Source organism: Methylobacterium sp. J-070, from assembly GCF_022829385.1.
Lineage (GTDB): Bacteria > Pseudomonadota > Alphaproteobacteria > Rhizobiales > Beijerinckiaceae > Methylobacterium.
This window is the reverse complement of sequence record NZ_JAKSXX010000190.1, coordinates 1-25,710: the sequence shown is the minus strand read 5'-3', so window position 1 is coordinate 25,710 and position 25,710 is coordinate 1. Positions and strand designations below refer to the sequence as shown.

At 69.8% G+C, this 25,710-nt stretch carries 25 protein-coding genes, 1 tRNA gene and 1 pseudogene; 19 read left to right on the top strand and 8 right to left on the bottom strand.

Features of this window, described 5'->3' with window-relative positions; genetic code table 11:
- Positions 1-5: 5 nt before the first annotated feature.
- The 4 genes and pseudogenes from MKL01_RS20430 to MKL01_RS20415 all read left to right on the top strand — a co-directional run.
- On the top strand, positions 6-1,145 hold the full coding sequence (locus tag MKL01_RS20430; RefSeq protein ID WP_243907027.1) for a mandelate racemase/muconate lactonizing enzyme family protein: 1,140 nt from the start codon (positions 6-8) through the stop codon (positions 1,143-1,145).
- 85 nt (positions 1,146-1,230) lie between these two features.
- The gene (locus tag MKL01_RS20425; protein ID WP_243907026.1) at positions 1,231-1,707 is read left to right on the top strand and encodes a tripartite tricarboxylate transporter TctB family protein; all 477 of its coding nucleotides are present in this window, start codon (positions 1,231-1,233) and stop codon (positions 1,705-1,707) included.
- A complete protein-coding gene (locus tag MKL01_RS20420) occupies positions 1,704-3,230 on the top strand; it encodes a tripartite tricarboxylate transporter permease (RefSeq protein ID WP_243907025.1) in 1,527 nt (508 codons plus the stop codon). Before MKL01_RS20425 ends, MKL01_RS20420 begins: the two co-directional genes overlap by 4 nt.
- A gap of 160 nt (positions 3,231-3,390) precedes the next feature.
- Positions 3,391-3,686 (top strand): annotated as a pseudogene (locus MKL01_RS20415) (integrase core domain-containing protein); the annotation flags it as partial.
- Positions 3,687-3,784: 98 nt separating this feature from the next.
- On the opposite strand, the gene MKL01_RS20410 reads toward MKL01_RS20415, so the two are convergent.
- The 5 genes from MKL01_RS20410 to MKL01_RS20390 form a co-directional block, all read right to left on the bottom strand.
- Positions 3,785-4,081 carry a DUF6166 domain-containing protein gene (locus tag MKL01_RS20410; protein ID WP_243907024.1) on the bottom strand — a complete coding sequence of 99 codons (297 nt, stop codon included), beginning with the start codon at positions 4,079-4,081 and terminating at the stop codon, positions 3,785-3,787.
- Positions 4,078-4,296: a hypothetical protein gene (locus MKL01_RS20405; protein WP_243907023.1), complete on the bottom strand. Its 219-nt coding sequence runs from the start codon at positions 4,294-4,296 to the stop codon at positions 4,078-4,080. The genes MKL01_RS20410 and MKL01_RS20405 overlap by 4 nt, the downstream gene beginning before the upstream one ends.
- 28 nt (positions 4,297-4,324) lie before the next feature.
- On the bottom strand, positions 4,325-4,714 hold the full coding sequence (locus tag MKL01_RS20400; protein WP_243907022.1) for a hypothetical protein: 390 nt from the start codon (positions 4,712-4,714) through the stop codon (positions 4,325-4,327).
- A 63-nt stretch (positions 4,715-4,777) separates the two neighbouring features.
- A complete protein-coding gene (locus tag MKL01_RS20395; protein ID WP_243907021.1) occupies positions 4,778-5,569 on the bottom strand; it encodes a sterol desaturase family protein in 792 nt (263 codons plus the stop codon).
- Between the two features lie 368 nt (positions 5,570-5,937).
- Complete coding sequence (locus MKL01_RS20390; RefSeq protein ID WP_243907020.1) at positions 5,938-7,362, bottom strand: MFS transporter; 1,425 nt, start codon at positions 7,360-7,362, stop codon at positions 5,938-5,940.
- A 165-nt stretch (positions 7,363-7,527) separates the two neighbouring features.
- Between MKL01_RS20390 and MKL01_RS20385 the strand changes: the two genes are divergently transcribed.
- From MKL01_RS20385 to MKL01_RS20370, 4 genes are all read left to right on the top strand, one after another.
- A complete protein-coding gene (locus MKL01_RS20385) occupies positions 7,528-8,280 on the top strand; it encodes a GntR family transcriptional regulator (protein WP_243907019.1) in 753 nt (250 codons plus the stop codon).
- Between the two features lie 400 nt (positions 8,281-8,680).
- Positions 8,681-9,499, top strand: coding sequence for a transporter substrate-binding domain-containing protein (locus MKL01_RS20380; RefSeq protein ID WP_243907018.1), 819 nt, complete (start codon positions 8,681-8,683; stop codon positions 9,497-9,499).
- Positions 9,500-9,528: 29 nt separating this feature from the next.
- The gene (locus tag MKL01_RS20375) at positions 9,529-10,083 is read left to right on the top strand and encodes a YARHG domain-containing protein (RefSeq protein ID WP_243907017.1); all 555 of its coding nucleotides are present in this window, start codon (positions 9,529-9,531) and stop codon (positions 10,081-10,083) included.
- Positions 10,084-10,194: 111 nt separating this feature from the next.
- Positions 10,195-10,356: a YqaE/Pmp3 family membrane protein gene (locus MKL01_RS20370; protein ID WP_243907016.1), complete on the top strand. Its 162-nt coding sequence runs from the start codon at positions 10,195-10,197 to the stop codon at positions 10,354-10,356.
- 57 nt (positions 10,357-10,413) lie between these two features.
- Here the strand turns inward: MKL01_RS20370 and MKL01_RS20365 are convergent, their stop codons facing one another.
- Both MKL01_RS20365 and MKL01_RS20360 read right to left on the bottom strand, forming a co-directional pair.
- Positions 10,414-11,664: an acyltransferase family protein gene (locus MKL01_RS20365; protein ID WP_243907015.1), complete on the bottom strand. Its 1,251-nt coding sequence runs from the start codon at positions 11,662-11,664 to the stop codon at positions 10,414-10,416.
- Positions 11,665-11,806: 142 nt separating this feature from the next.
- Positions 11,807-13,153 (bottom strand): hypothetical protein, encoded by a 1,347-nt coding sequence (locus MKL01_RS20360; RefSeq protein ID WP_243907014.1) that lies wholly within the window; start codon positions 13,151-13,153, stop codon positions 11,807-11,809.
- 577 nt (positions 13,154-13,730) lie between these two features.
- On the opposite strand from MKL01_RS20360, the gene katG reads away from it, so the two are divergent.
- The 8 genes from katG to MKL01_RS20325 all read left to right on the top strand — a co-directional run bounded on the left by katG (position 13,731) and on the right by MKL01_RS20325 (position 20,947).
- Positions 13,731-16,052, top strand: a complete 2,322-nt coding sequence (gene katG, locus MKL01_RS20355) for a catalase/peroxidase HPI (RefSeq protein ID WP_243907013.1) — start codon at positions 13,731-13,733, stop codon at positions 16,050-16,052.
- 436 nt (positions 16,053-16,488) lie between these two features.
- Entirely contained in the window at positions 16,489-17,847 is a 1,359-nt protein-coding gene (locus MKL01_RS20350) for a hemolysin family protein (protein ID WP_243907012.1), read from the top strand.
- A 360-nt stretch (positions 17,848-18,207) separates the two neighbouring features.
- Positions 18,208-18,339, top strand: a complete 132-nt coding sequence (locus tag MKL01_RS35790) for a hypothetical protein (RefSeq protein WP_279604758.1) — start codon at positions 18,208-18,210, stop codon at positions 18,337-18,339.
- Positions 18,340-18,439: 100 nt separating this feature from the next.
- Entirely contained in the window at positions 18,440-18,700 is a 261-nt protein-coding gene (locus MKL01_RS20345; RefSeq protein ID WP_243907011.1) for a hypothetical protein, read from the top strand.
- Between the two features lie 218 nt (positions 18,701-18,918).
- Positions 18,919-19,227: a hypothetical protein gene (locus tag MKL01_RS20340; RefSeq protein WP_243907010.1), complete on the top strand. Its 309-nt coding sequence runs from the start codon at positions 18,919-18,921 to the stop codon at positions 19,225-19,227.
- Between the two features lie 550 nt (positions 19,228-19,777).
- Positions 19,778-20,032, top strand: coding sequence for a pilus assembly protein PilZ (locus tag MKL01_RS20335; protein WP_243907009.1), 255 nt, complete (start codon positions 19,778-19,780; stop codon positions 20,030-20,032).
- 71 nt (positions 20,033-20,103) lie between these two features.
- A complete protein-coding gene (locus MKL01_RS20330) occupies positions 20,104-20,418 on the top strand; it encodes a hypothetical protein (protein ID WP_243907008.1) in 315 nt (104 codons plus the stop codon).
- A 331-nt stretch (positions 20,419-20,749) separates the two neighbouring features.
- The gene (locus tag MKL01_RS20325; RefSeq protein WP_243907007.1) at positions 20,750-20,947 is read left to right on the top strand and encodes a hypothetical protein; all 198 of its coding nucleotides are present in this window, start codon (positions 20,750-20,752) and stop codon (positions 20,945-20,947) included.
- 261 nt (positions 20,948-21,208) lie between these two features.
- Here MKL01_RS20325 and MKL01_RS20320 read toward each other — a convergent pair.
- Positions 21,209-21,283, bottom strand: a tRNA-Val gene (locus tag MKL01_RS20320).
- Between the two features lie 222 nt (positions 21,284-21,505).
- On the opposite strand from MKL01_RS20320, the gene MKL01_RS20315 reads away from it, so the two are divergent.
- From MKL01_RS20315 to MKL01_RS20305, 3 genes are all read left to right on the top strand, one after another.
- Complete coding sequence (locus MKL01_RS20315; protein ID WP_313901479.1) at positions 21,506-22,549, top strand: hypothetical protein; 1,044 nt, start codon at positions 21,506-21,508, stop codon at positions 22,547-22,549.
- Between the two features lie 2 nt (positions 22,550-22,551).
- Positions 22,552-24,750, top strand: coding sequence for a glycosyltransferase family 2 protein (locus MKL01_RS20310; RefSeq protein ID WP_409566293.1), 2,199 nt, complete (start codon positions 22,552-22,554; stop codon positions 24,748-24,750).
- A gap of 156 nt (positions 24,751-24,906) precedes the next feature.
- The coding region (locus MKL01_RS20305) for an MFS transporter (protein ID WP_243907005.1) at positions 24,907-25,710 on the top strand (804 nt) is incomplete at its 3' end.

Here is a 25,710-nt window from a genome sequence, read left to right as displayed (position 1 = left end):
AGCCCATGCGCATCACCCGCATCCAGTCCGTCCCGATCTCCTTCCGGGTCCCCGAGGGCCAGAACGTCCGCCTCGGCATCGGCCGCGCGGTCAAGCGCGACGCCGTTCTCGTGAAGGTCGAGACCGACGAAGGCCTCGTCGGCTGGGGCGAGGCCCATCACGGCCGCTGCCCGGGCGCCATCGCCAAGCTCATCGACACGACGCTGTCCGAACTCGTCCTCGGCATGGATCCCCTCGACGTCAACGGCGTCTGGGCCCGGGTCTACCGGATGCAGCTCGCCAGCCACGGCATGGGCGCGGCCGCCGCGATGGCGCTGTCGGGCCTCGACATCGCCCTGTGGGACATCCGCGGCAAGGCGGCTGGATGGCCGATCTACCGGCTGCTCGGGGGTGGCCCCCGCGCGGTTCCGGCCTATGCCGGCGGCATCTCCCTCGGCTGGCAGGAGCCGGCCTCCCTGGCCGATGAGGCGCGCGCCCACGTCTCCGCCGGCTACCGGGCGGTGAAGCTGCGCGTCGGCGACAGCCCCCGGCGCGACATCGCCCGGGTCGAGGCGGTGCGCGCGGCTTTGGGCGCCGACGTCGAGATCCTGGTCGACGCCAACACCGGTTACACGGTCGACGACGTCCGTCGGGTGATGCCGGCCTTCGAGGCGGCGGGGGTCGCGTGGCTGGAGGAGCCGTTCCCACCCCACGACGCCTACAGCTACGGCGAGGCGGCGCGGCTGGGCACCGTGCCGCTCGCCGCCGGCGAGAACCACTTCACCCGCTACGAGTTCGTACAGGCGCTGCAGGCGGGCTATCTCGGCTTCGTCCAGCCCGATCTGTCGAAGACCGGCGGCATCACCGAGACGATGCGGATCGCCGCGCTGGCTTCCGCGTGGAAGATCTCGGTCAATCCGCACACCTCGGCCACCGGCATCAACATGGTGGCGACGCTCCACCTCCTCGCGGCCGTCGACAACCCCGGCTACTTCGAGGGGGACGTGGCCCGGCACAACCCCTTCCGCGACGACGTGGTGGGTCTGCCCTACCGGCTCGACGCCGAGGGCAGAGTGTGCCCGCCGGACGGCCCAGGCCTCGGCGTCGAGGTCGACGAGCGCTTCCTCGCCGCCAACCCGCTGATCGATGGCCCCTGCTACGTCTGAGGCCCCACCCTATCGCGCGGCCCCGCAACGCCCCGGGGCCGTCGCACGAGCAAGAACAGAAAAATCAGGACGACCGGAGGGACGCGTGCTTCACTCGATCCAGCGGCACAGGGAGCGCTACGCCGGCGTCCTGACCGCGCTGATCGGCCTCGGCGCCATCGTGGAATCGGCGACGTACGGCCTCGGCACGCTGGCGGCGATCGGGCCGGGTGCCTTCCCGCTGGCCATGGGCGTCATCCTCGTGGCCTGCGGCCTCGGGATCGGGCTGTCGGAGGCGACGACCGCCGACGCGCACGACCACGACCGCGTCGACCTCAGCCGACCCGAATGGCGGGGCTGGGCCTGCATCGTCGGCGGCATGCTCGCCTTCCTCCTGCTCGCCCGGACCGCCGGCCTGTTCCCGGCGACGTTCGCCTGCGTCTTCATCGCGGCGATGGGCGACCGCACGACGACGGTGCGCGGCGCCTGCCTCCTCGCGACCCTGATCGCGGCGTTCGGCTGCGCCCTGTTCTACTACGGCCTGCACATCCAGCTGCCGCCGCTCGCCTGGGGACAGTCATGATCGGCACGGCGCTCACCGATCTCGCCCACGGCTTCGGGGTCGCCCTCCAGCCGGCCAACTTCCTGGCGTGCTTCGTCGGCGTCCTGCTCGGCAACATCGTCGGTGTGCTGCCCGGAATGGGCGTGATGGCGGCGATCTCGATCCTGCTGCCGCTCACCTTCGCGATGCCGCCGGTGGCCGCGATCCTGATGCTGTCGGGCATCTTCTACGGGGCCCAGTACGGGGGCGCGATCTGCTCGATCCTGCTCAACCTGCCGTGCCATCCGCCGCACGCAGTGACCTGCCTCGACGGGTACCCCCTGACCAAGCAGGGCAAGGGCGGCACGGCGCTCGGCATCACGATGCTGGGCGGCTTCTTCGGTGCCTCGTTCGGCATCGTGATGATGATCTTCTTCGCGCCGCTCCTGGTGCGGGCGGCGCTGAAGTTCGGGCCCGCCGACGTGTGCTCGCTGATGCTGCTCGGGCTGCTCGCCGGCTCGACGCTGGCCCGCGGCTCGGCGCTGAAGGGCATCGCCATGACGACGCTCGGGCTCCTGCTCGGGATCTTCGGCACCGACGTCACGTCGGGCTACGAGCGCTTCACCTTCGGCCTGCCCGAGCTCGCCGACGGGGTCGAGATCGTCGCCCTCGCCCTCGGGCTGTTCGGCGTCGCCGAGTTCCTCAAGAGCGTGAACAAGGTCGAGCCGCTGCGCGGCGGCGCGAGCGTGCGCCTGCGCGACATGCGGCCGAGCGGGGCGGACCTCAAGCGCTCCGCCCTGCCGATCCTGCGCGGCACGCTGATCGGCAGCCTGTGTTCGCTCATCCCCGGCACGGGCCCGACCATCGCCTCCTTCGTCGCCTACGCGGCCGAGAAGAAGATCTCGCGCACCCCTGAGCGCTTCGGGCGGGGCGCGATCGAGGGCGTGGCCGCCCCCGAGACCGCGACGCACTCCTCGGTCCAGGGCGACTTCATCCCGACCATGAGCCTCGGCATCCCCGGGGACGCGGTGATGGCGTTGCTGCTCGCCGCCCTGACCATCCAGGGGATCACGCCGGGGCCGCTCCTGATCTCGCAGCACCCGGACATCTTCTGGGGCCTGATCGCGAGCTTCTGGGTCGGGAACATCTTGCTGATGGGGCTGAACGTCCCCCTGATCGGCATCTGGGTGAAGCTGCTGACGATCCCCTACCGCTACCTCTACCCCAGCGCGCTGTTCTTCGTGTGCATCGGCGTCTACTCGACCAGCAGCAGCCTGTTCCAGGTCGGCGAGACGCTGGTGATCGGGATCTTCGGGTATCTCCTCCTGATCCTCGGCTTCCACCCGGCCCCGATCCTCCTCGGCTTCGTGCTCGGGCCGCGGTTCGAGGAGAACTTCCGGCGCGCCATGCTGCTGTCGCAGGGCGACCTGACGGTGTTCGTGGAGCGCCCGATCAGCGCCGCCTTCCTCACCGTCTGCGCCATCCTGATCCTCGGGCAGCTCTACCTGCGCTGGCGACGCCGGGGCGCGCTGGTGCCCGACGGTCCCGTCGTCATGGAGGGCTGAGGCGTGCGCAAGCACGATCTCGCAATCGGGATTCGGGGGCCATCGGATCAGACCGAGCGCGGCAAACCTGAATGACCTGACCGGCTGGCATTGGTTCGGGCGGATTGGGAGGATCGGCCAGGACTGAAGGGGTCGGACCTGCGGCGAGGTCAGAAGACGAGCACCGAAGGTGGCGCGGCGCGTCGACAGCCTCGGCGTGATCGAGGCCCTGGCCGACGCCATGTGCCTGCACGGCATCCCGGAGCACATCCGCTGCGACGATGGCCCTGAACCGAAGGACGGCGCAGCGAGATGATCGCGAAGGCGTTGCGCGCATGGGTCGCCGAGACGGGCCCGCAGAGCCAGTCCATCGCACCGGGCTCGCCGTGGGAGAACGGGTGCTGTGCGAGCGTCAACGGCAAGCTGCGCGACGAGTGCCTGGGCCAGGAGATCTTCTACGCGCTGCAGGAGCCACAGAAATTCTCGGGCGGACCGATCCGACGCGATCCGCGCGCATCGCTGCGGGGCGGGACCCGGCCGTGCGCCGCTCGGCCTGAGCTCCCCGTCATGCCCGCCTAACGGAGGCGCTGCAGGACGCGGTCGATGTCGGCCGTCGTCATCTCCCACTCGTTCTGGAAATTGGCCACGACGCTGCGCATGAACTGCGGCTGGAGGCGTTCCGCCTGGGCCGTGTCGCCGAGGTGGTCGACGAGCAGCGCATACGCGAGTTGCGACGGCTCCGGCCCCTCGTAGCTCCACTCGAAGCCGTTGCGCGAGTAGCACTTCGTGTCGGTCTTTTCCCCGAGCGGCTTGCCGTCGACCGTGACGACGATCCCGTCGATGGTGCGGTCCCCCACGTAGACCTTGTTCACGAGCGCGCCTCCCTCATCTGATGGCGCGGCGTGCGGCCGTCGGAGCGGTTGCGCATCACCTCGGGGAAGATCCAGAGGCTGACGACCATGAACGGGCCGAGGAACGCCACGGCCCAGCGCGGGCCGGTCTGACCGAGGTAGCCCATGTAGAACCACCCTGCGAGCGCGGCCAACGCCACGGCGACGGACAAGCCGAACTTGATGGGAAACGGCATCGCGTTCCTCCCGGAGCAGTGGTTGTTCTTACAGGGTGAAGAGGGAGCTGACCTGCTGGAGCAGGCCGAGCGCGCCGCCGAGCCCGGCCAGCACGATGGCGAGCCCGGCCAAGCCGTCACGCCAGCGCTGGGGCCAGACGTTGAACAGACCCGGGGCGAACAGGACGGCGAGCCCGCCCACAATGACGAGGCTCGTCCACCGCAGGTTGGCGGCGCCGTAGGCCATGCCGCCACCGACCAGCGTCAGCAGCATTAGGACGTTGGCCGCCAGCAGCAGCAGGCCGAGCGGCCGACTCCTCAGGTCGGGGCGGGTCTCGAGCGGGAACATGCCCGCGAGGACGTAGAAGCCGACGCTGGCGACGCCGGCGAAGAGGGCGAACCACGCGAGTGCGGCGGCGTTCGGTTCGATCATGCTCATGGAAGACCTCCCAGGTGTCGGGGCGGTACCCTGTGGGTGCCGCACGTCGCGTGTGGCGGGGGCTTACTCGGCCGGCTGCATCGCGCCGGGCTCGGCGGCTCCGGGCGTGCGGGCCGTCTTGCGCATGTCGGTCCTCACGTGGCGTGAGTCGTAGCCGTTGAAGAGCGTGCCGATGAGGCCGCGGTTGAGGTCCGAGGTGCCGAACAGCCAATCCATGATCGGGAAGGTGAGATTCATATTCCGCTCCATCATGATCGACTGGTCGTGATGGGCCGTGTGGTGCCGGCGGTTCGTGTTGATGAACGGCATGTTGCGGACGAACCAGTTGTCCTCGACGTGGCAGCAGAAGTGCATGAACTCGTAGATCATGTAGATGCTGGTCGTCGTGGTGATGAACAGCCAGCCGACGTTGGCTGTGAACACGTTGCCGAGCACGATGGCGCCCGGGATCGACATCAGCGTGAACGTCGCCAGCGCGTAGGGCGGAAAGAATGTCACCCGATAATCACGATGGTCGGCGAAACGCATCTCGTGATCGGTGAAGAACTGGTGGTGCTGGAGGGTGTGCCGGTTGTAGACGGCGCGGCCGATCGGATTGCTCTGGGGGCGATGCATCACGTAGCGATGCAGCCACCACTCGAAGAAGTTGCAGAATAGGAACACGACCGGCACCGTGGCGAGCTCTGCCCAGGTCGGGGCCTTGATGTTGGACATGTAGATGTACAGCGCCGTCAGGCCGATGGTGTAGATGATCGCGATGTGCAGGAAGCCGTTGTACCAGCCTGCGACACGCTGCCGGTAATTGGCCCGGTAGTTTCGCTGCCGCTCGCTCATCTTGGTGACCGCGAGTTCCATTGCATCTCTCCCCTATCCGAATGCTGTTTGGGCGGCCGTATCGATCGCTTCGGCGAAGCTGTTCAGTCGGTCATCGTCGGCGAACCCATGCGCGCTCGATGAGGCGGTCGGGCGGCGGCAGACACTGCACCGCGTGACCACGTGATCTCCGCGGAACGAGCGGCTCTCGCGGACTGGCTTGCCGCGTGACCATCAGATCCTCGACGGACGGCGCGAGACGGCTTCACTCCCGCCGCGTGCCACTTGGGACATGGTCTCGCGTCCTCACGCTTCTATAAGAATATCATTGATATATCAGATGTCAACAGTCGAGGGCTGCCTTCTGCAGGTCGGGGATGCGAGCCACCTCGCGTTCCCCTCCCCTGCGGTCAGTGCGAGATCGCCTCCAGGGACCTGCCCCGGGTCTCGATGCCGAGGATGCCGACGCTCGCCGCGGCGATGACGAATGACCCGGCGCCTAAGGCGAACACGCCGCCATGACCGAGCGTCGGCAGGATGAGCCCGATGGCGGAGGGGCCGATCAGCGAGCCGACGCGGCCGACGGCCGAAGCGCAGCCGGCCCCGGTCGCGCGTGCACGGGTGGGGTAGAGCTCGGGGGTGTAGGCGTAGAGCACAGACCACATGCCGAACAGGAAGAACTGCATCATCAGCCCGAAGGCGATCAGCCAACCGAAGCTCGGGGAATGCCCGTACAGGTAGGCTGCCACAGCGCTGCCCAGCAGCATCAGGACGGCGGTCGGCTTGCGGCCCCAGCGCTCGACGAGGATGGCCGAGGCGATGAAGCCCGGGACCCCCGCGAGCGAGATCAGGATCGTGTAGGTCACAGACTTGGCGACGCTGTAGCCCGCATCCTGCAGCAGGGCGCCGAGCCACGTGGTGAGTCCGTAGAAGCCCAACAGCGCGAAGAACCAGGTCAGCCAGATCATGACCGTGCGGCTGGCGTAGCCCGGGCTCCAGAGTTCGAGGAACGAGAAGCGACGCTCGCCTTGAGCCTGCTCGGGCAGAACCTTCGGCTCGGACAGCGGCCGACCATCCAGGCGCGCGGCCACCTTCGACTCGATGGACGACATCACGCGGTCAGCCTCATCATGCCGCCCGCGGTCGGCCAGCCATCGGGGTGACTCCGGCACCAGGAAGCGGATCACGAACAGGAACAGGGCCGGCACGGCCTGCGCCAGGAAGACCGCGCGCCAATCGAAGTAGCTCAGCAGGACATAGCTGAGGCAGCCCGCCGCGATGAAGCCCAGCGGCCAGAAGCCCTCCATGACCGCGAGGTAGCGGCCGCGCTTATCTGTCGGCAGGAACTCCGAGACGATGGCGAGGGCCACCGGGAACTCCATGCCCATGCCGAACCCGAGGAGCAGGCGGGCGTAGCCGAGCATGGTCGCATCCGGCGCGTAGGCGCACCACGCGCTGCCCAGGCCCCAGAACACCATGCTGATCTGGAAGACGAGCTTCCGGCCGAAGCGGTCGGCGAGCATCCCGGAGAGCGCCGCGCCGGCGAACATGCCGATGAAGCTCATGCTGGACAGGAGCCCGGCCTGGGCCGTCGAGAGGCCGAACTCCGTCTTGATCGAGCCCAGCAGGAAGGTGAGCGAGCCGAGGTCGATCGAGTCGAAGAACCAGGCCGTCGCGATGATGAGGAAGATCGTGCGCTGGAACTGGGTCATCGGCAGGCGCTCGAGCCGCGCCGCGATCACCGCGTTCGAGCCCGCCGCGACGCGGGCGGGTGTCTCAGTCGTAGCCTGCTCCGGCAGCACGCCGCCGGCAGGTATCGCGATTTGCCCTACCATCTCCTGCCTCCCCACCTTTTTGATATGTGCGGAATGTTCATGCAGGATACTTCTCATCGGCGCAAGATATATCAGACGTATGCTCTTGCGCCGGAATGGGTGCCGCACCATGCAGATCGCCGATGCCGCGGTGCGCGGAACGGCCAGGATAAGGGGGCGGCGGCCATGAACTTCGTGACCGGAAAGACGACGTCGGTCCGTGCGGCACCACGTGGTGAGAAGAGGGCGAGGAAGGCCGTGAAGGGGACGCTCGACGCGACCGCCGACCAGGAAGACCTGCCCGATCTCACGCTCACAGACAAAGCCTACCAAGAACTGGAGGAGTTGATCACGACGCTTGTCCTCCCGCCCGGCATGGTGCTCGGCGAGCAGAATTTGGTTCAGCGCCTCGGGATCGGCCGCACTCCCGTCCGGGAAGCCCTGCAGCGTCTCGCCCGCGACGGCCTCGTCGTGGTCATGCCCAGGCGCGGCATCCTGGTCTCCGACATCAACATACGCACCCAGTTACGCCTGCTGGAGACCCGCCGCGTGCTGGAGCGTTTGATCGCCCGCCTCGCCGCGGAGCGGTCCACCAAGGAGGAGCGGGACGTCTTTGCCAGTCTCGCGCAGGACATGCGCGATGCGGCCACGGCGTCGGATGACCTGGCGTTCATGCGCCTAGACCGTCACTTCAACGAGCTGATCGCAACGGCGTCGCGCAACGAGTTCGCCGTGCGCTCCTTGGAAAGCATGGCGGCCCTGTCGCGACGATTCTGGTACCAGCATTACAAGCAGGCGGCCGATCTGCCACTGACCGCCAATCTCCACGCCGATGTTTGCGAGGCGGTCGCTCGGCGCGATGTCGAGGCAGCCGGTGACGCGTCGGACAAGCTCGTCAATTATATCGAGAGCTTCGCTCGCAAAACCCTGGACCTTTGATCTGCGCCCGATTTGGAAGTGATCGCTTCGCGGTGGATCAAGCGCATCATTAATGTCAGCACGTCAGAGATGTCGGTCGATGGGTTAGCATATGGACGCCCTCGTTATCAGAGGCCTGTGCCACAGCTGTAGGGCGTTCGTGCTGCATGTCTGCTTCCGGGTTGGCAATAGGATCGGCTGAACGACTGGAAAGGGCGCCAAGCCGAAGATCCGTTTTCGAGTGACGGGTTGCGGCTCGGTGAGGTAGCTTATCGGCTGAGAGGCGTCGGACGGCGGCATAGCTTTTGAAATGATCTCGCAATCTCAATCACATAGGTGTTCGCATTTTTGTTTTGACTGGTGCGCCAATCTCCATCGACGACTCAGCGGCCGGTGCGATGCAATCCGGAGATTGCTCCGGATGCACTGCGGAAGCGGAGGGATCGAATCGCCCAGCCGCATCCTTCCGGCCGCGGCCGCCCTTCTCGCCAGCATGACGCTCTCGAGCCCCGCGCAGGAGGCCGCGGCAAAGACCGCGTTGGCGCCGACCGGCACGCTTCGGGTCGGCCTGATCGAGGCGCCGTCCGCGGGGCTCATCTTCGTCGGCCGTTCGGAGGTCGGGGCGCCCGAAGGCGTCACGGCCGACCTGAGTGCCGACCTCGCACACGGACTGGGACTGCCGATCGCCGTCACCCTGTTCCCAAATTCGGGCGCCGCGGCCGCCGCGCTCCAAGCCGGGACCATCGACGTGAGCTTCATGCCGGTCGACGCGACCCGGCGCCAGGTGCTGGATTTCGGGCCGGGGTACTACGATCTGGAGAGCACCTACCTCGCCAGCGGCGCCTCGGGCATCACGGACGTCGCGCAGGTGGATCGGCCGGGCATCCGGGTCCTGGCGATCGACGGCACCACGACCCTGCGCGCCGCCGCCCGGACGTTGAAGCGGACGCAGCCCGTGGCCGTCCCCTCAGTGGCCGAGGCGGTCGATCGGATGCGCGCCGGGGAGGCGGAGGCCTTCGCCCTCTCACGCGATACGCTGCGACCGGTCGTCCCGCAGGTCCCGGGCTCGCGGATCGTCAGCGGCGGCTTCCAGCAGACGCAGGTCGCCGTCGCCATACCGAAGCATCGTCCGGCCGCCCTCGCCTACGTGACGGCGTGGCTGGAGGCGGCCAAGCGGACCGGGACCGTCCGGAGGATCTTCGACGCCCGGGGCTTCGGCAGCGACGCGGTCGCGCCCTGACGCGCGCGCTCTGGGGGGAAGGACGATCGATGATGAAGTGCATTGCGCGCGGCCGGATGGGCGCCCTCGTGGCGCTTGCCCTGGTCTGCTGCGGGCCGGTCTCGGCCCAGATTCAGCAGGAGACGTTCAGCTATCCGGTCGGCCTCGATCCCGACGGCGACAACTTCCTGGCCCTGCGCAGCCTCCCGAGCGGCACCGAGGGGGTGCGCCTCGCGCGGCTCGGCCCCGACACCCTGTTCACCGAACTCGGGCGGCGGGGCGGCTGGGTGAACATCCGGCTGCTGTCCGGTCAGACCGGATGGGTGAGCGCGCGGTATGTCGGCTGCTGCCGGACGGCCGCCACGGCTCCCGGCCTCGCGCCGAGCCATCCCCCGGCGGCCGCGTCCTGCGACGATCTCTGGTACGCGCGCAACGCGATCTACAAGGTGTCCGGCTACTGCTTCCGCTCGCCGCGTGCCGTCCGGGCCTTCGGCAACGACGGGTGCCAGTTCGATCAGGAGGCCGACGTCCCGCTCTCGACCAGCCAGCGCGAGCGGTTGGCGCAGATCCGCGAGGCCGAGCGGCAACTCGGGTGTGCCCCGTAAGCCTGCCTCCGTGGGGTCCCGCGCCGCCGGACCGGCTTCCCTTTCGGGGGCGCGTGCCCTGGCCGCGGTGCCTTCGGATCCTATGTCGGCGTCAAAGGAGCCGCTCGACACATGATCATGATCATCATCTGCTTCCTCGCCCCATGGCTTGCCATGTTCCTGCGCGGGAAGGTGATCCAGGGCATCCTCTGCATCCTCCTCCACCTGACGCTGATCGGGTGGATCCCGGCGACCATCTGGGCCCTGGCGGTCACCCGGAAGGAAGCCGCCTGACGGCGTTCGCCGCCCGGCCGGGTTCGACCGCGATCCGCCCGGGTGCGGGCCGGCCGCTCAGGCGACCGCGGAGGCGGGCCGGGGCCCGCGCACCAGGAAGCGCCGGAGCTTGAGGGCCGGCTTCTCGATGTAGTCCCACGAGATCGACGCGAAGGAAGCGGTCAGGACCAGCACCAGGGGGAAGATCACCGCGAAGCACAGCCCCCTCGGGACGTCGGTCAGGGACGGGAGCAGCAGCGCGACGGTGGCCTGCGTGATCGGGAAGCCGTACAGGTAGATCCCGTAGGAGAGGTCCTTCTTCACCAACCGGTCGAACCAGGCGAAGCTCTGCATGCCGAGATAGACCATGCAGTAGGTCAGCAGCATCCCGCTCACGACCCCGAGGACGTCGCCCAGCATCAGGACGTAATACAAGGCTCCGCAGGCCAGGAAGAGCGGGAAGCTCAGGATCACGCGCTTCGCGTTCAGGAACATCGCCGCGCCGAAGAAGAACATCAGCACGATGTACCACGTGGTGAAGTGGGTATTGTCGTGCCGCACCGTGTAGTGCGTCGGGTCGTACAGGCCGAGGCCGAGCGCGATCGCCGAGAGGGCCGCCACCGCCAGGGTGAAACGGACCGGAGCCGCGAGAACGCCGCTCACCATCAGTCCGAGCATGATCAGGTAGCACCAGAACTCGGGCGGCAGCGTCCACAGGTTGGCGTTGACGAGGGACGGCCAGGGATTGGTCTGAAACACGCCCGGGAGCTCGAACGCCACGTGCCCGACGATGTTGCCGAAATATCGGGCCAGCATCGGATCGGAGAGGTACTGTCCGAGCGGCAGCGTGGTGAAGATCGGCCCGAGCACGAGCGCGCAGAGCGTCACCTCGACGGTCAGGGCGGGAACGATGCGCAGGCACCGGTTCGCCAGGAACGGGCCGACCTTGCCGGTCCGCAGCGCGCTTCCGGCGATGAGGAAGCCGCTGAGCGCGAAGAACATGCCGACCAGGGCGAACAGCGCCGGCTGGAGGAACCCGCCCATGAACGGGCCGTGGCCCGTCACCGACGCGGTCGCGCCCGCGCCGCCGAGGGCTTCCGCGGCCGGTCCGGCCGCACCGAGGACCGCCACGCGGCAATGGTGGGCGAGAATGACGGCCGAGAGGGCATGGCGCAGGAAGTGGAATCCCGGCCCGATGCCCTGATGGGCCGCCAGGCGTTCGGCCAGGCTGGGCGCCCCCGCGCGCGCGGACCGGCGGCCGATCACCGGGACGAAGCTCTGGACGCGGTCGGCGATCAACCCGAGCGGTGGCATAGCGGACGGACTCATCGGTTGAAGCCGCAGGGCGTCACCGCCTGGAAGGCCGGCGAAGTCGTGCGAGAATAGTAATCGCGCCGGACATCAGCAATCGATAGAGATCGTTAAGGTTTACGTCGGTGTCGTCCTGTTGATGGCGCCGCCGCGGCGCGCCTCAGGCGGCGAATTCCAGCACGGTCAGGCGATCGGAGATCTCGATCGTGCCGATCCCTTCGTGGAGCGCCACCGCCTCGGCCCGGACGCCGCCCGCGTCATCGAAGCGATGCGCGGTGACCGCGTTCCTCCGGTCCGCGTCCTCCAGCCGGAGGCGGCGGGCGACGGGCGTCACCGCGGTCTTCGTCCGCCAGTCCCAGCCGGAAAGGCCGAGCCACAGCGGCAGCAGGACCGCTCCGTCCCCGCGCCGGAAACAGGCGCCGTGAACGTCCCGATGGTCTCCGACCGTCGCGATCCGCCGCGGGTCGGCCCGCTCCCGCGCCGGGGTCCCGGCCGGTCCGCGCGGGTCGGCGAAGAGGGCGATGAGGCGCCCGACGGCCCGGTACGTCGCCGTCGGCTCGCCCTCATGGGTCAGCAGCCCGAACGCGGATTCGGGATCGGCGGCGGCGCGGCCGAAGCTGGAGCGGAGTTCGTAGAGATAGGTCCGCCGCATGCCCGCCAGGTAGGCGAACAGCAGCAGCCGCGGCGTGTAGCGCGCCCGGATCGCTTCGGAGACCGGGAGGTGGGCCGACTCGGTCGCGAGCGCCGTGTGGTAGCCGGTTTCCGTGACGATGCTCTCGACCGGGCCGCAGACCGGTCTCATCGCCTCGCGGAAGCCGCCCAGGCGCCCGGGCCCCGCGGTCTCGGGATGTTCCATGCCGGGATAGGGGTGGAGATTGGACCGCTCCACGAACCCCGCCAGCGGCCTCGCCAGGGCGATGTTGCCCTGCACGTAGCTCGGTGAGGCCACCGCGATCCCCGTTCCCGACAGGTCGCGACGGACCGTCTCGTGAAGCGCGCGCTGATGGAGCCACGACAGGGTCGGGTTGCGTGCCGGGTCCGCGAGGAGCGCGGGCTCGTTTCCCCCTTCGACGATGTCGATCGCGCCCCCGCACAGCTCGTAGATCCGCGGAAGCGCCGAGGGCGGCGTCGTGACATACCGATCGCTCGGATCGTTGCAGACCGCCGAGAACCGGCAACCCAGCCGCGCCAGATCGCGCATGCGCGCGTACAGGACATCGGTGACGCCGGGCGTCGGCGTATAGACACCCTGCCGTATCTGCTTGACCGAGAGATCCTCGATGGCCCGGAGGATGGAGCTCTCGAAATACGTGTCGTACACCGTACCCTTCTGGGCCAGATGCACGTTGACCCCGATGCGGCCGACGAAATCGGCCGCCTGCCACGAAACATCGCCGTGGATGCGACGGTCCTCGGGCGTGTCCGACAGGCCGGCCGACAGACCCGCCGCCGTCGCGGCGGTCGTCGCGGCCAAACCCTGCAGGATCAGTCGGCGGTCGAAGGTCATCGTGCTCGCGGCCGTTCCGCGCGGACACGCGCGATCCACGCCGATGACCGCCCCCTGAAACGTCGCGTCGGACGGATCGAACGACAGCATCCGGCGGTTAAAAAGAGCAAGCGGCAGGCCAAGCGGGCAAGGGCCTCGGCCGTCCCAGATCGGGATTTCGGGGACGCGGCGGGCCTTCGCCCGGCGCGGTACGGCCCGACCGGAGCTGTCCCGCGGGCGATCACAGTCACGCGATATCCCGCACGGGCTCGGCCGAACGCTGAGGTCGCGGGACGCGCACCCGGTGGCGGCCTTTCTCCTGTCGATCCCGGGGCCTGCCGCCGCCGCCCTCACGACCCGACGCGCCGGCCCGCCGGCGCGCCGCGCCGCTTACGGCCACGCCTGCGGCAATCGGCAGGCTCTTGATTCCGATGTCCGGCGCCTAATGTCGCCGATGGCTTCGAGCCCGACGGGAAGTGCTCCCCAAGGTGAGAGACCGCCTGCACCGGTCCGCCGTCGTCGGCGACCGGTGCAGGCGAAGAGGTTGGCGGCGCCATCCTCCGCGTGACATCGGCTTCACGTCCAGGAGGGGACTTCGATGAACGAGATGATGATCGACAAGACCGACACGACCACGTTCAAGATGGCGGGCCAATGCCCGTTCGGCGGCGATCGGATCGGCGGCGCCCTCGGAGACCGGCCGACGCTGGAGAACTGGTATCCCCACCGCCTGAGGGTCGAACTGCTGCACCAGAACGGGCTGGCGGCCGATCCCCTGGGTCCCGATTTCGACTACGCCGCCGAGTTCAACAGGATCGATCTCGACGCGCTCAAGCGCGACATCAAGCAGTTCCTGACCTCGTCGGTCGCGTGGTGGCCGTCCGACTACGGCAATTACGGCCCGCAGATGATCCGCATGGCCTGGCACTCGGCCGGCACCTACCGAATCGCGGACGGGCGCGGCGGCGCCGGCACCGGCATGCAGCGCTTCGCGCCGATCTCGAGCTGGTGGGACAACGGCAACACCGACAAGTCGCGTCGCCTCCTGCAACCGATCAAGCACAAATACGGCAACGCCCTGTCCTGGGCCGACCTCATGGTCCTGACGGGCAATTGCGCCCTGGAGATCATGGGCCTGCCGACCTACGGCTTCGCCGGCGGGCGGCTCGACGCCTGGGAGGCGGACGATGCCACCTACTGGGGGCCCGAGTTCGTCGACATGGGGACGGTGTCGAGCTTCGACGACATGGTCAACCGCGACAAGCGCTGGCGGGGCCGGAACGGCGACGCCGATTACGACCTGGAGAACCCGCTTGCGGCCTCCCATCAGTCGCTCATCTACGTCAACCCGGAGGGGCCCTACGCCAGCGGCGACCCCCTGGCGTCGGCCCGGGACATCCGGATCACCTTCACCCGCATGGCGATGAACGACGAGGAGACGGTGGCGCTGATCGCGGGCGGCCACGCCTTCGGTAAGAGCCACGGCATGACCCCGGCCAAGGAGATCGGGCCGCCGCCCGAGATGGCGCCCATGGAGGCGATGGGGCTGGGCTGGCACAACCCGAAGGGGACCGGCGCCGGCAAGGACACGATGACCAACGGCATCGAGGGCAGCTGGACCCCCGACCCGACGAAGTGGGACAACGCCTACCTGGAGAACCTCTTCCGGTTCGACTGGGAGCAGACCAGGAGCCCGGCGGGCGCGCTTCAGTGGACGCCGAAGGACCCGAACGCGCCCCGGACCCCCGACGCCCATGTCGAGGGCCAGACGCATCCCCTCATGATGATGACCTCCGACATCGCCCTGAAGGTCGATCCGGCCTACCGCAAGGTCTGCGAGAAGTTCCTCGGCGACTTCGACGCCTTCACCCAGGCCTTCTCCAAGGCGTGGTACAAGCTCACGCACCGCGACATGGGGCCGAAGCACCGCTATCTCGGCCCGGAGGTGACGATCGAGGACGGGCTGCTGTGGCAGGACCCGCTCCCCGACGCGGCCTACGCGCCGGTCGGTGACGCCGAGATCGCCGCGCTCAAGCAGGCGATCGCCGCGACGGGCCTGTCGGTCTCCGACCTGGCCTTCACGGCCTTCTCGGCGGCCTCGACCTATCGCGACAGCGACAAGCGCGGCGGCGCCAACGGTGGCCGCCTCGCCCTCGCCCCCCAGAAGGACTGGACCGTCAACCGCCGCGCCGCGCCGGTGGTCGAGGCCCTGCGCGGCGTGATGGCGACGTTCAACGACGGGCGCGGCGACGGAATGCGGGTCTCCCTCGCCGACCTCATCGTGCTCGGCGGCTGCGTCGCCGTGGAGACGGCGGCCCGGGATGCCGGTGTCGCCGTCGCGGTGCCGTTCACGCCGGGCCGGGTCGACACCACGCAGGACCTGACCGACATCGAGATGTTCACGTGGCTGAAGCCGGTCGTGGACGGCTTCCGCAACTACGTCGACGACGGGTTCGGGCGGATGACCCGCAGCGTCTCGCCGGAGGAGCTGTTCCTCGACAAGGCCAACCTGATGACGCTGACCGCCCCGGAATGGGTCGTCCTGACCGGGGGCCTGCGCGTGCTGAACGCCAACCACGACGGGTCGAAGCGCGGCGTGTTCACCGACCGCGTCGGCGTGCTGACGACGGACTTCTTCCGCGCGCTGACCGACACCGACCTCGTCTGGGAGAAGGCGGACGCGGAGGCGATGACCTTCGTGCTCAAGGACCGCGCGAGCGGGCAAACCCGCTTCGAGGCCACGCGCGACGACCTCGTCTTCGGGGCGAACGCGCAGCTGCGGTCGATCGCCGACGCCTACGCGGGCAGCGACGGCCACCGGCGGTTCGTGGCGGACTTCGTCAGGGTCTGGGACAAGGTCATGATGCTCGACCGCTTCGACGTGAAGGGCCACCGGCGCTACGCGCCCATGGCGGCCTGACCGGCGGGCCCGGGCCGGCAATGCTTGGCCCGGGCCGTTCCGGGCCGCCCCATGCCGGGCCCCGGACCGCGCCCCGCCGCCCGGACGAAGGCCCGGTCTCGGTGCCCGCCGCACGATCGCCGCGGGGGGACGACCCCCGGCGAACCGGGTCTCGCGGAGCTCCGCGCCGCCCTCCGATGCGGGCCGGCCGCCGCCCCTGATCGCGGCCGGCCGATCGGCCGGATCGGCCCGCGCCACCGGCGCGGGCGAAGGCCCCCTCCCGAGCGGCGCGCGCCGCCCGCGGCCCCGTCGCGCGGCCCGTCATCCGGAACCGTCAAGTCGCCCCGGTCGCCCTGACGAACAGGACGACGTTGGAGCCGCCCGCCCGCACGTTTATCCGGGAGACCCGTGCGCCGGACCGCCGACGCACCCGACCCTGTCCCGGAGCAGCACCCCCATGTCCGACGAAGCGTGGTCGACCGCCGTCGGACTGACCGCCGTCCTCGCCCTGGTCCTCGCCAACGGCTTCTTCGTGGCGGCGGAATTCGCGCTGGTCTCGGTGCGCCGCAGCCGCGTGGCCGAGCTGGTCGCCGACGGACGCATGAACGCCACCGCGCTGCAGCGCGCGACGGACCAGCTCGATTCCTACCTCGCCGCCACCCAGCTCGGCATCACCCTCGCGTCGCTGGCGCTCGGCTGGATCGGCGAGCCGGCCCTCGCCCACCTGATCGAACCGGCCGTGGCGTGGCTGCCGGCACCGTTCGAGACGGCGGCGGCGCACAGCATCGCCGTCGCGGCGGCCTTCACCGTCATCACGACCCTGCACATCGTCCTGGGCGAGCTGGCGCCCAAGAGCCTCGCGCTCCAGCGCAGCGAGCGCACCGCCCTGGCGGTGGTGCGGCCCTTAGGCCTGTTCCTGTTCGTGTTCCGGCCGGCCACGAACCTCCTGAACGGCCTCGGCAACCGCGTGCTGCGCCTGCTCGGCCTGCAGCCCGGCCACGGCGAGGGCGCGCAGCACTCGACGGCCGAGCTGAAGCTGCTGGTGCAGGCGAGCCAGGAGGCCGGCCTGATCAAGGAGGCCCAACAGGAGGCCGTCGAGCGGATCTTCGCGATCGGCGAGCGCCGGGCGCGGGACATCATGACCCCGCGCCGCAGCGTCGAGTGGATCGACCTCGACGGCGAGGCGGGCACCGTTCACGCGGCCATCCGCGCGTGCGACCACGCCCGGATGGTGGTGAGCCGGGGCATGATCGACGAGGTGGTCGGCGTCGTGACCAAGCAGGACCTGCTCAACCAGATCCTCGACGGCGGCGGCATCGACGTGGCGGCCGCCCTGCAGCCGCCCACCGTCGTGCACGAGGGGCTCTCGATCCTCGGCCTGCTGGAGATCTTCCAGCGCGAGTCCGTGCGGCTGGCGGTGGTCGTCGACGAGTACGGGAGCCTGGAAGGCATCGTCACGCCGATGGACCTGCTGGAGGCCATCGCGGGGCAGATCCCGGAGGCGGGCGACGATCCGGCGGTGATCGAGCGCCCGGACGGCGCCCTGTCGCTCGACGGCATGATGCCGGCGGTCGAGGCGCTGGATCGCCTGGGGATCGAGCACGGGCCGGACGGCGACGAGTTCACCACGATGGCCGGGTTCGTCATCCATCGGCTCGGGCGAATCCCCACGGTGGGCGACGGCTTCGAGGTGCAGGGCTGGCACATCCAGGTCACCGAGATGGCCGGCCATCGGGTCGCCCGCGTGCTGGCCAGCCGCGTCGGCCATCCCCGGGAGACCGGGGAGGCGCGAGGCCGCGACCGGACGTCCGCATGACGCTCGCCTGACCCCGCCGCTCCGGAGACGGGATCGGCGGCGCCGGCGACAGCCTCCCGGGCAAATGCGACGGCAGGCGGACGACGTCGGACCGGCCCCGGGCAGATCTCGGCGGAGACCGCGCGAGGGGTGCGGGACAGTCGGGGTGATGCCCGACGGGCGGCATGCGGCCTCGACACGGTCGCGGGTTGGGGACCGGGCTCCCGCGCCCTGCGTCGCATAGCGGACCTTCGCGCGGGCTCGGCCGCGCCGCGTCCGCTGGCGCCCCCGTCGGCAGCTTCGGCTCACGCGGCGGCGGGCCGGCGGACCTCGCAGGAAGGTCGCGACGGCCTCGTTCGGGACCTCAGCAGATCCGGCGCGATGATCGAGATCGAGGAAGATGCGACGGCGCCGGAAAACTTTCGGTTGGTCTCAGCGGGACGGCTTCTCCACCAACACGGCGACGTGATGTGGCGAGAGGGCGGCAAGATCGGCGCGCAGGTCGTCGTCTGAGCGTTGCGATCATTCATGCGCGCCTCCGCCCCGGGATCTCGGGCTCGGAGGCCGGGGCGGGCAGCCCTCGGGAACGCACGGCTCCGTCGGCGACTTCGACATGGAAGACCCGAACGGCATCCGTGCCGCGACGGCCAGAAAGCAGCGGGAGGTTCTCATGGCGCGCGATCACAGCGGTGGTGCCACGTTGACCCCCGAGGAGGCTGCGGTGCTCGAGCGCGTCAGGCGTAAGCGGCTGGCGGAAGACGGCTGCCCGCAGGAGCGTTTGCCTGATCGACAGGCTTCGCACGACGATCGGTCTGCCGATCAGGTCCCCGAGAACGAAGAGCCGGGTCTGATCGACTCGATGAAGGGGATGTAGGCCTTCGGACGTCACGACCGTACCTCCTCCCAACGCCGAACAGATCCCCCCTCGCGCCCTCGGCATCGGCCTCCGCGCGGAGCTTGCGCGCGATCGCCCGCATAAGCGCGTTCCGGCAATCGGCGTGCTGCGGGGTCCGGGGCTCCGAAGAGAGGGCCGCGCGGCTGAACCTGTGCCCGAGGCCAGCGTTGGATCTCCGCCATCCCGGGGAGCGGCCGATGTCCTTCGTTGATGCGTTCAGGAACGATCCCGCCGCCTGGCTGGCGCGCGCCCGCGCCGAACCTGAGGAGCCGCTTGTCGGAGCTCCGTTCTCTTCGATGTCGATCGAGGACGCGGAACGCCTGGAGGAGGCTGTTTCGGGCAGGAGCCCCGGTTACGGCCGGCCCGTCGTCTCGGCGGGCTCTGCCGCGCTGGGCAGGGCCGAGCCGGAAACCGGTCGACAGGCGCGCCCAAGCACCACGCGGGTTGCCGGCGGCCGGTCGGGTGCCTTCAACGGCGACCGGGAACGAAACAGCCAATCGGGCTGATGCCGAGGCGCCGGTGACGCGCTGCACGTCTTCGACGCGCCGAGTCGCGATGCGAGGCGCGTTCATGCCTCCGCCCTCCCGCGGCAGACACGGATGTGCGCTGGCGCATGCCAAGCATCGCCATCCGGGCCCAGTTACCCTTCAGCAACGATGCCGGAGGCGGTCATGAGGCGGTCGGACAACGTGGTGTGGCTTCGCCAGCCCAGCGCACCAAGTCGCGCTGTCGCTCGGAGCCGGCCCGAGCCGGAGCGCGGCATCGTCGACGCGGTCTTGGTCGGCGGGCTCCTGACCGGTCTGGCGTTCGCCGGACAGCAGCTTGTGCTGGCGCTGAGCCTTGGGTGAGAGCACGTCATGCCCCGCCCCTTCGCCGCTCGCCCGGAGGGACCTCCTGGTGCGCCGGCATGGGCGTGCTCCACGAACGCCGCTGAAGTTGTTCGCCTTCATGCAGGAGTAAGCACGTCGGTATGTCGAGCCTGACGTGGCGCTCGCCAGTAACACCATCGTAAGAGGCTGGCCCGCTTGAATGCTTCTCGTCATTCGGAGGGCAAACATGGCTGGCGAGAAGCGCCTCTCGGGCAGAACGGACTGCTTCAGCGCCGGGCACATCCTGGAAGACGATACCGGCCGGCGGTTGCGGTGCCTCGTGTGGAATATGTCGGACACCGGCGCGTTGCTCGAGACAGGTGAAGAGGACGCGGTGCCTGCGGCCTTCACGCTTTTGACTGCCATCGACCAAACGCTGCGTCGCTGCACGGTGGTCAGGCGCACCGGCGCGCGGTTCGGCGTCGTATTCGAAGCGCCCTGAGCGCACGGATCGTCGGCTCCTCGGTCGACGCCGCGCCCAGTCGCGCGGATTGACCGGTCATCGTTCGCAGGATGAGAACCAGCCGGCGGCTCGGGCCGTTGACGGCGATGCCCGACCTGACGATCCCGCTGATCTCGGCTGCCGCGTTCATCGCGGTCGGCTTGCTGATCGTCCACGCCGGGCGGCAGTACGATGACGCCATCGGGCACACCCTGAAGATCTTCGCCCTGGCGATCGGGTTTGTGGTCATGGCCGGCGTGACGGCGAAGCTGCACGCGCTGCTGGGCGTGAGACCGATGTCGCACCGGGTCGAGGCCCGGTCGCAGGTCGATCGCCCCTACCCTGTGCGACCCGTGCGAAGGACCGGGGCTGGGCTCAGCCCGTGATGCGATCAAGCTCATTGCAGCTTCAGCACCGCCTGCGCCGCGCTCGTCTTCCGACCGCGCCGCATGTCCGACGCCTTCAGTCCTGGCCGATCCTCTCAACGAGCCCGGTCCTAAGCCGGCCGGTGTGGCCACGCCCGCTCCAGGGCCAGACGGCGGGCATCCCGATCTGGGCGTTCGCCGCGGCGCACTGACGATTTGCTGTGTGATCAGCGGGAATGTCGGGGACAAGGCCGATGTTCGCCGTCACAGGTTGTTGCGCCGGCCAAGCCATTAACACGTCGAGGCTTTTCGCGAGGCATCGTGCGGGCATGTCCCGCTCCGCGAGCCCGCCATGCACTTCGAGATCCGCTCCACCAGCCGTCACCTCTGGACCTGGGTCCTTCTCGACGCGACCGAGATGACGGTCCTCGAATCGGACCGGACCTTCCCATCCGAGACACAGGCGTCGGCCGCCGCCCTGGCCTTCGCGAAGCTCGTCTCCCGGGCCGGCCGGTCGCTCACGGGTGGACCGGGTGGCGGCCTGATCTGACGCGCCGCCTGAGCCGGGCCGCTGAAGCCGTTGGCGCGACACGCTGTCTCCGAACCTGCGGATAGGCCTCGGTCGCGAGGTTGGCCGACACCGCGTCGACCGCGGCGGTGATCGCGTCATCCGGGACGTCGGACGTTTTCCGCAATTCGGGGACGGTCGGGTCGGTGGCCGTGCGAACCGGCTTGCGAGGCCCGCTGAACCCGCTTCAGGTTCGCCGAACCTGCGACCACTTCTTCGATGCCAGCTAAGTCATTGAAGGAGTGGTGGGCGCGACAGGGATCGAACCTGTGACCCCTACCATGTCAAGGTAGTGCTCTCCCGCTGAGCTACGCGCCCGGGCCGGAGCCGTGCGGGCTCCGGTGGGCGGGGCCTATAGCGGCTGGCCGGCGGGGGCGCAAGCGGAACCTGCGCGCCGCCGGCCCGCCCGCCCGGCCGGATCCGGCCGGGCGACGCGGCGCGTCGGGACCGCGATGGTGCACGCCGGGGGAAAAATGCGCTATGGGCCTGCCGCTCGGCATCCGGCCACGCCGCGAGACACGCCCCCTCACGCTTCGGGACATGCGCTACTTCATCGACCACGATCAGGGTGACTCGATCCACGGCTGGATCGTACCGGACAATCCCCTCGCCATCAGCCGGGTCGCGGTCTCGGTCGACGGCCGGCGCGTGGCCGAGGTCCCGGCCAGCGTCACGGACGAGACGTTCCGGCGCCACGGCTGGCACGCGACCGGGCAATGCACCTTCGTGCTGACCGCCGCCGAGGTGCCGGGCCTGCCCGACCTGCCCCGGCTCGAACTCTACGACGCCGACACCAACGTCCTGATCTACCGCCGCATGCCGGCCGCGGGGCAGATCCCCCTGCGGGTGATGCTGATCAACACCGGCCTCGAGCCCGAGACCCTGCTCCAGGCGGCGCTGTTCCCCCATTTCCAGCACAGCTACTTCGGCATCCACAAGCTGCCGGACGAGATCATGACCTGCGTGCTGACCGGCTCGGCCGCCCCCTCGGCGTTCCTGTCGGGGGCCGTGACCATCCCGCGTTACGAGAACTACATGACGCCGGACCTGATGGTCACCGCGATCCTGCTGCAGGACCCCTACGTCGAGACCGCGACCCGCATGCGCTGGCTCAAGGCCCGGGCCGGCGACGCCGCCGATCCCGCCCGCAGCTGGCGCCTGGGCCCGCTCGCCGAGGCCGCCGCCTTCGCGGAGGCCTACGACTTCACCGACCCCAAGGCCCTCAAGCGCTTCTTCCGCATGCTGCCGGAGCCGGCCTACCGGCTGCTGTACAACCCGCTGACCCGCCAGCTCGGCACCCGCATGCCCGACGACCGGCTGCATCCGGGCAACTCCATCGCGGCGATCGAGATCTTGGCCCGGGTCGGCATCGTCGGCCACAAGGCCCGGTTCCCCGCCTTCGCGTCGACGCTGTTCGACCGGCTCGGCATCGCCACGCCGATCCCGGTCCTGCCCCCGGTGCCCGCCGAGACCCAGGCGCTCGCCCAGCGCCTGAGAGGCGTCAAGGCGGTCGAGGAGATGATCGTGTTCGACGTCGCCATGTCGGATGCCGTCAAGGCCTCGGTCGACAAGAGCTGGAGCTGATCGTGCGCGCGACCGATGCGCCGGCGGCCGACGCGGGGGCGCCCGGCCTCCGCTTGCCCCCGGCGCAGCTCTCCGGACCCTGGCGCGCCCGGGGCGTCCTGCCGGTCCGGGCCGGCGCCGACGGGCTGCGCGTCGGACTCCCCGGGCTCGCGGGCCGCTGGGTCGAGATCATCCTGTTCAACGATCCCGCCGACGGCCGCGACGCCGTCCCGGACATCAGCCTCGTCGGGCCCGACGGGCGCCCGGGTTCGCTGCTGCCCCAGGAGGCGCGGGGCGCGGGCGCCTTCGCGTGGATCGGTCGCCTGCCCGAGGACGTCGCCGGGTTGCGCGTCGCCGATCCCTCCGGGCGGGTGCCGGCCCGGCTGCGCCGGATCGCGGTGCGCCGCCTCGCCCGGCCGGGCCTCGCCGTGCGCGGCCTCCTGCGCGAGCCGGGCCTGACCGCGCAGGCGCTCGGGTGGCGCGTCCTCGGCAAGAAGGTGCGGGCCCGGGGCTTCCTCGGCCGGGCCCTGCGCCATCGGCGCGTGACCGGCTACGACGCCTGGATCGGCACCCACGCCCTGCGCCGCCGGGAGCGGGACGGCATCGCCGCCGAGATCGCCGTCTGGGCGGACCCGCCCCTGATCTCCGTGCTGATGCCGGTGCACGATCCCGATCCGAAGGTGCTCCGAGCTGCCCTCGCGTCGCTGCGCGCGCAACTCTATCCCCACTGGGAGCTGTGCGTCGTCGACGACGCCTCCACGCGGCCCGCGATCCCGCGGATCCTCGCCCGGGCGGCCGAGGCCGATCCGCGCATCCGCGTCCACACCCGGTCCGAGAACGGCCACATCGCCCGGGCGACCAACGACGCGCTGGGGCTGGCCCGGGGCGCGGTCTGCGCCTTCATGGACCACGACGACGCGCTCACCGAGGACGCCCTCTACGAGGTCGCCCGGGCGCTCCGCCGCGACCCGGACCTCGTCCTGATCTACAGCGACGAGGACAAGATCGACGGGCGCGGGCGCCGGTTCGACCCGCACTTCAAGGCGGCCTTCGACCGGGAGCTTCTCTACGCCCAGAACTACATCAACCATCTCACGGTGGTGCGCACCGAGTCCCTGCGCGCCGTCGGCGGCCTGCGTCCGGGCTTCGAGGGCAGCCAGGACCACGATCTGCTGCTGCGCCTGACCGCCGGGCTCGAGCCGGCCCGCATCCGCCACATCCCCCGGGTGCTCTACCACTGGCGCGCCGCGCAGGGCTCCGGCACCTTCTCGGACCGGTCGCTCGCCCGGGCGGAGGCCGCGCGCCTGCGCGCCCTGGAGGAGGTGGCGGCGCCGTTCGGCGGCCGGGCCGAGCGCGGGCCCAACGGATTCAACCGCCTGATCCGCCCCCTGCCGGAGCCGCCCCCCCGGGTCTCGGCCGTGATCCCGACCCGGGACCGCGCCGAGATCCTGTCGGTGACCCTCGACGGGCTGCTCGGAGCCACCGCCTATCCCGACATCGAGGTGGTCATCGTCGACAACGACAGCCGCGAGCCCGAGACGGCCGCGCTCTTCGCCCGCTACCGGGAGGATCCGCGGGTGCGCGTCGTGCCGGTGCCCGGCGCCTTCAACTTCTCGGACCTGTCGAACCGCGGCGCGGCGGCGGCCACCGGCCCGGTTCTGCTGTTCCTCAACAACGACATCGAGGTGCTGGAGCCCGAATGGCTCACCGAGATGGTCCGCCACGCGGTCCGGCCGGAGATCGGCGCCGTCGGGGCGAAGCTGCTCTACCCGGACCGGACCATCCAGCACGGCGGGATCGTGCTGGGGATCGGGGGCGTCGCGGGGCACAGCCACCTCGGCGTCGCGGACGCGGATCCGGGCTATTTCTGCCGCATGGTGATCGCCCACGAGGTCTCGGCGGTCACCGGCGCGTGCCTCGCCATGCGGGCGGACGTCTTCGCCGAGGTCGGCGGCTTCGACGCGGTCGACCTGAAGGTCGCCTTCAACGACGTGGATCTCTGCCTGAAGGTCCGCCGGGCCGGCTACCGGATCGTCTGGACGCCCTTCGCCCGGCTGATCCACCACGAGTCGAAGAGCCGCGGGGCCGAGGACACGCCCGAGAAGCAGAAGCGCTTCGAGGCCGAGGTGCTGACCATGCTGCACCGCTGGGGCCCGGAGCTGCGCGCCGACCCCTACTACAACATCAACCTGTCACGGAACGCGGCGCATTACCGGGTGTGAGCGGCGCGGAGGCGGCCGTCCGCGCCGCGCGTTGCCATGCATGCGTCAGTGGGTGAACTTGCGTCCAGGGCCGGTTGCGATACCTCTGGACATGCCGCATGAGGCGGTTCCGGCCAAGGCGCCTCGGCAGGCGCACGGCGAGGGCGACAACCAGCGATGAGTGCCAACACCCCGACGGCCACCGGCCTGGAGCGCGACGCCCAGCGGGCGACGGGGGACCACAAGGTCCACCCGAACGAGATCGCCATCGGTGTCGTGATCGGCCGCGCGTCCGAATACTTCGATTTCTTCGTCTTCGGCATCGCCTGCGTGCTGGTGTTCCCGAAGGTGTTCTTCCCCTTCGTCGACCCGCTCAAAGGGACGCTCTACGCCTTCGCGATCTTCGCCCTCGCCTTCATCGCCCGGCCGATCGGCACGGTGATCTTCATGGCGATCGACCGCCGCCACGGGCGCAGCGTCAAGCTCACCACCGCCCTGTTCCTCCTCGGGGCGTCCACCGCGGCCGTGAGCTTCCTGCCGCGCTACGACAGCATCGGCATCTCGGCCGTCTACATCCTGGCCGGCCTGCGGATCCTGCAGGGGCTCGCGCTCGGCGGCGCCTGGGACGGGCTCGCTTCGCTGCTCGCCATGAACGCCCCGCGGGAGCGGCGCGGCTGGTACGCGATGATCCCGCAGCTCGGCGCCCCCCTGGGCTTCATGGTGGCGAGCGCCCTGTTCGCGTTCTTCATCGTCAACCTCGACGCGGCCGACTTCATCGACTGGGGCTGGCGCTTCCCGTTCTACTGCGCCTTCACCATCAACGTGGTCGCGCTGTTCGCCCGGCTGCGCCTCGTCGCCACCGACGAGTTCGCCCGGATGATGGACCTCGACCGGCTGCGCCCGGTCCCGGCCCTGGAGCTGTTCCGCCACCACGCCGGCGACGTGATCCGCGGCGCCTTCGTGCCGCTCGCGGCCTTCGCG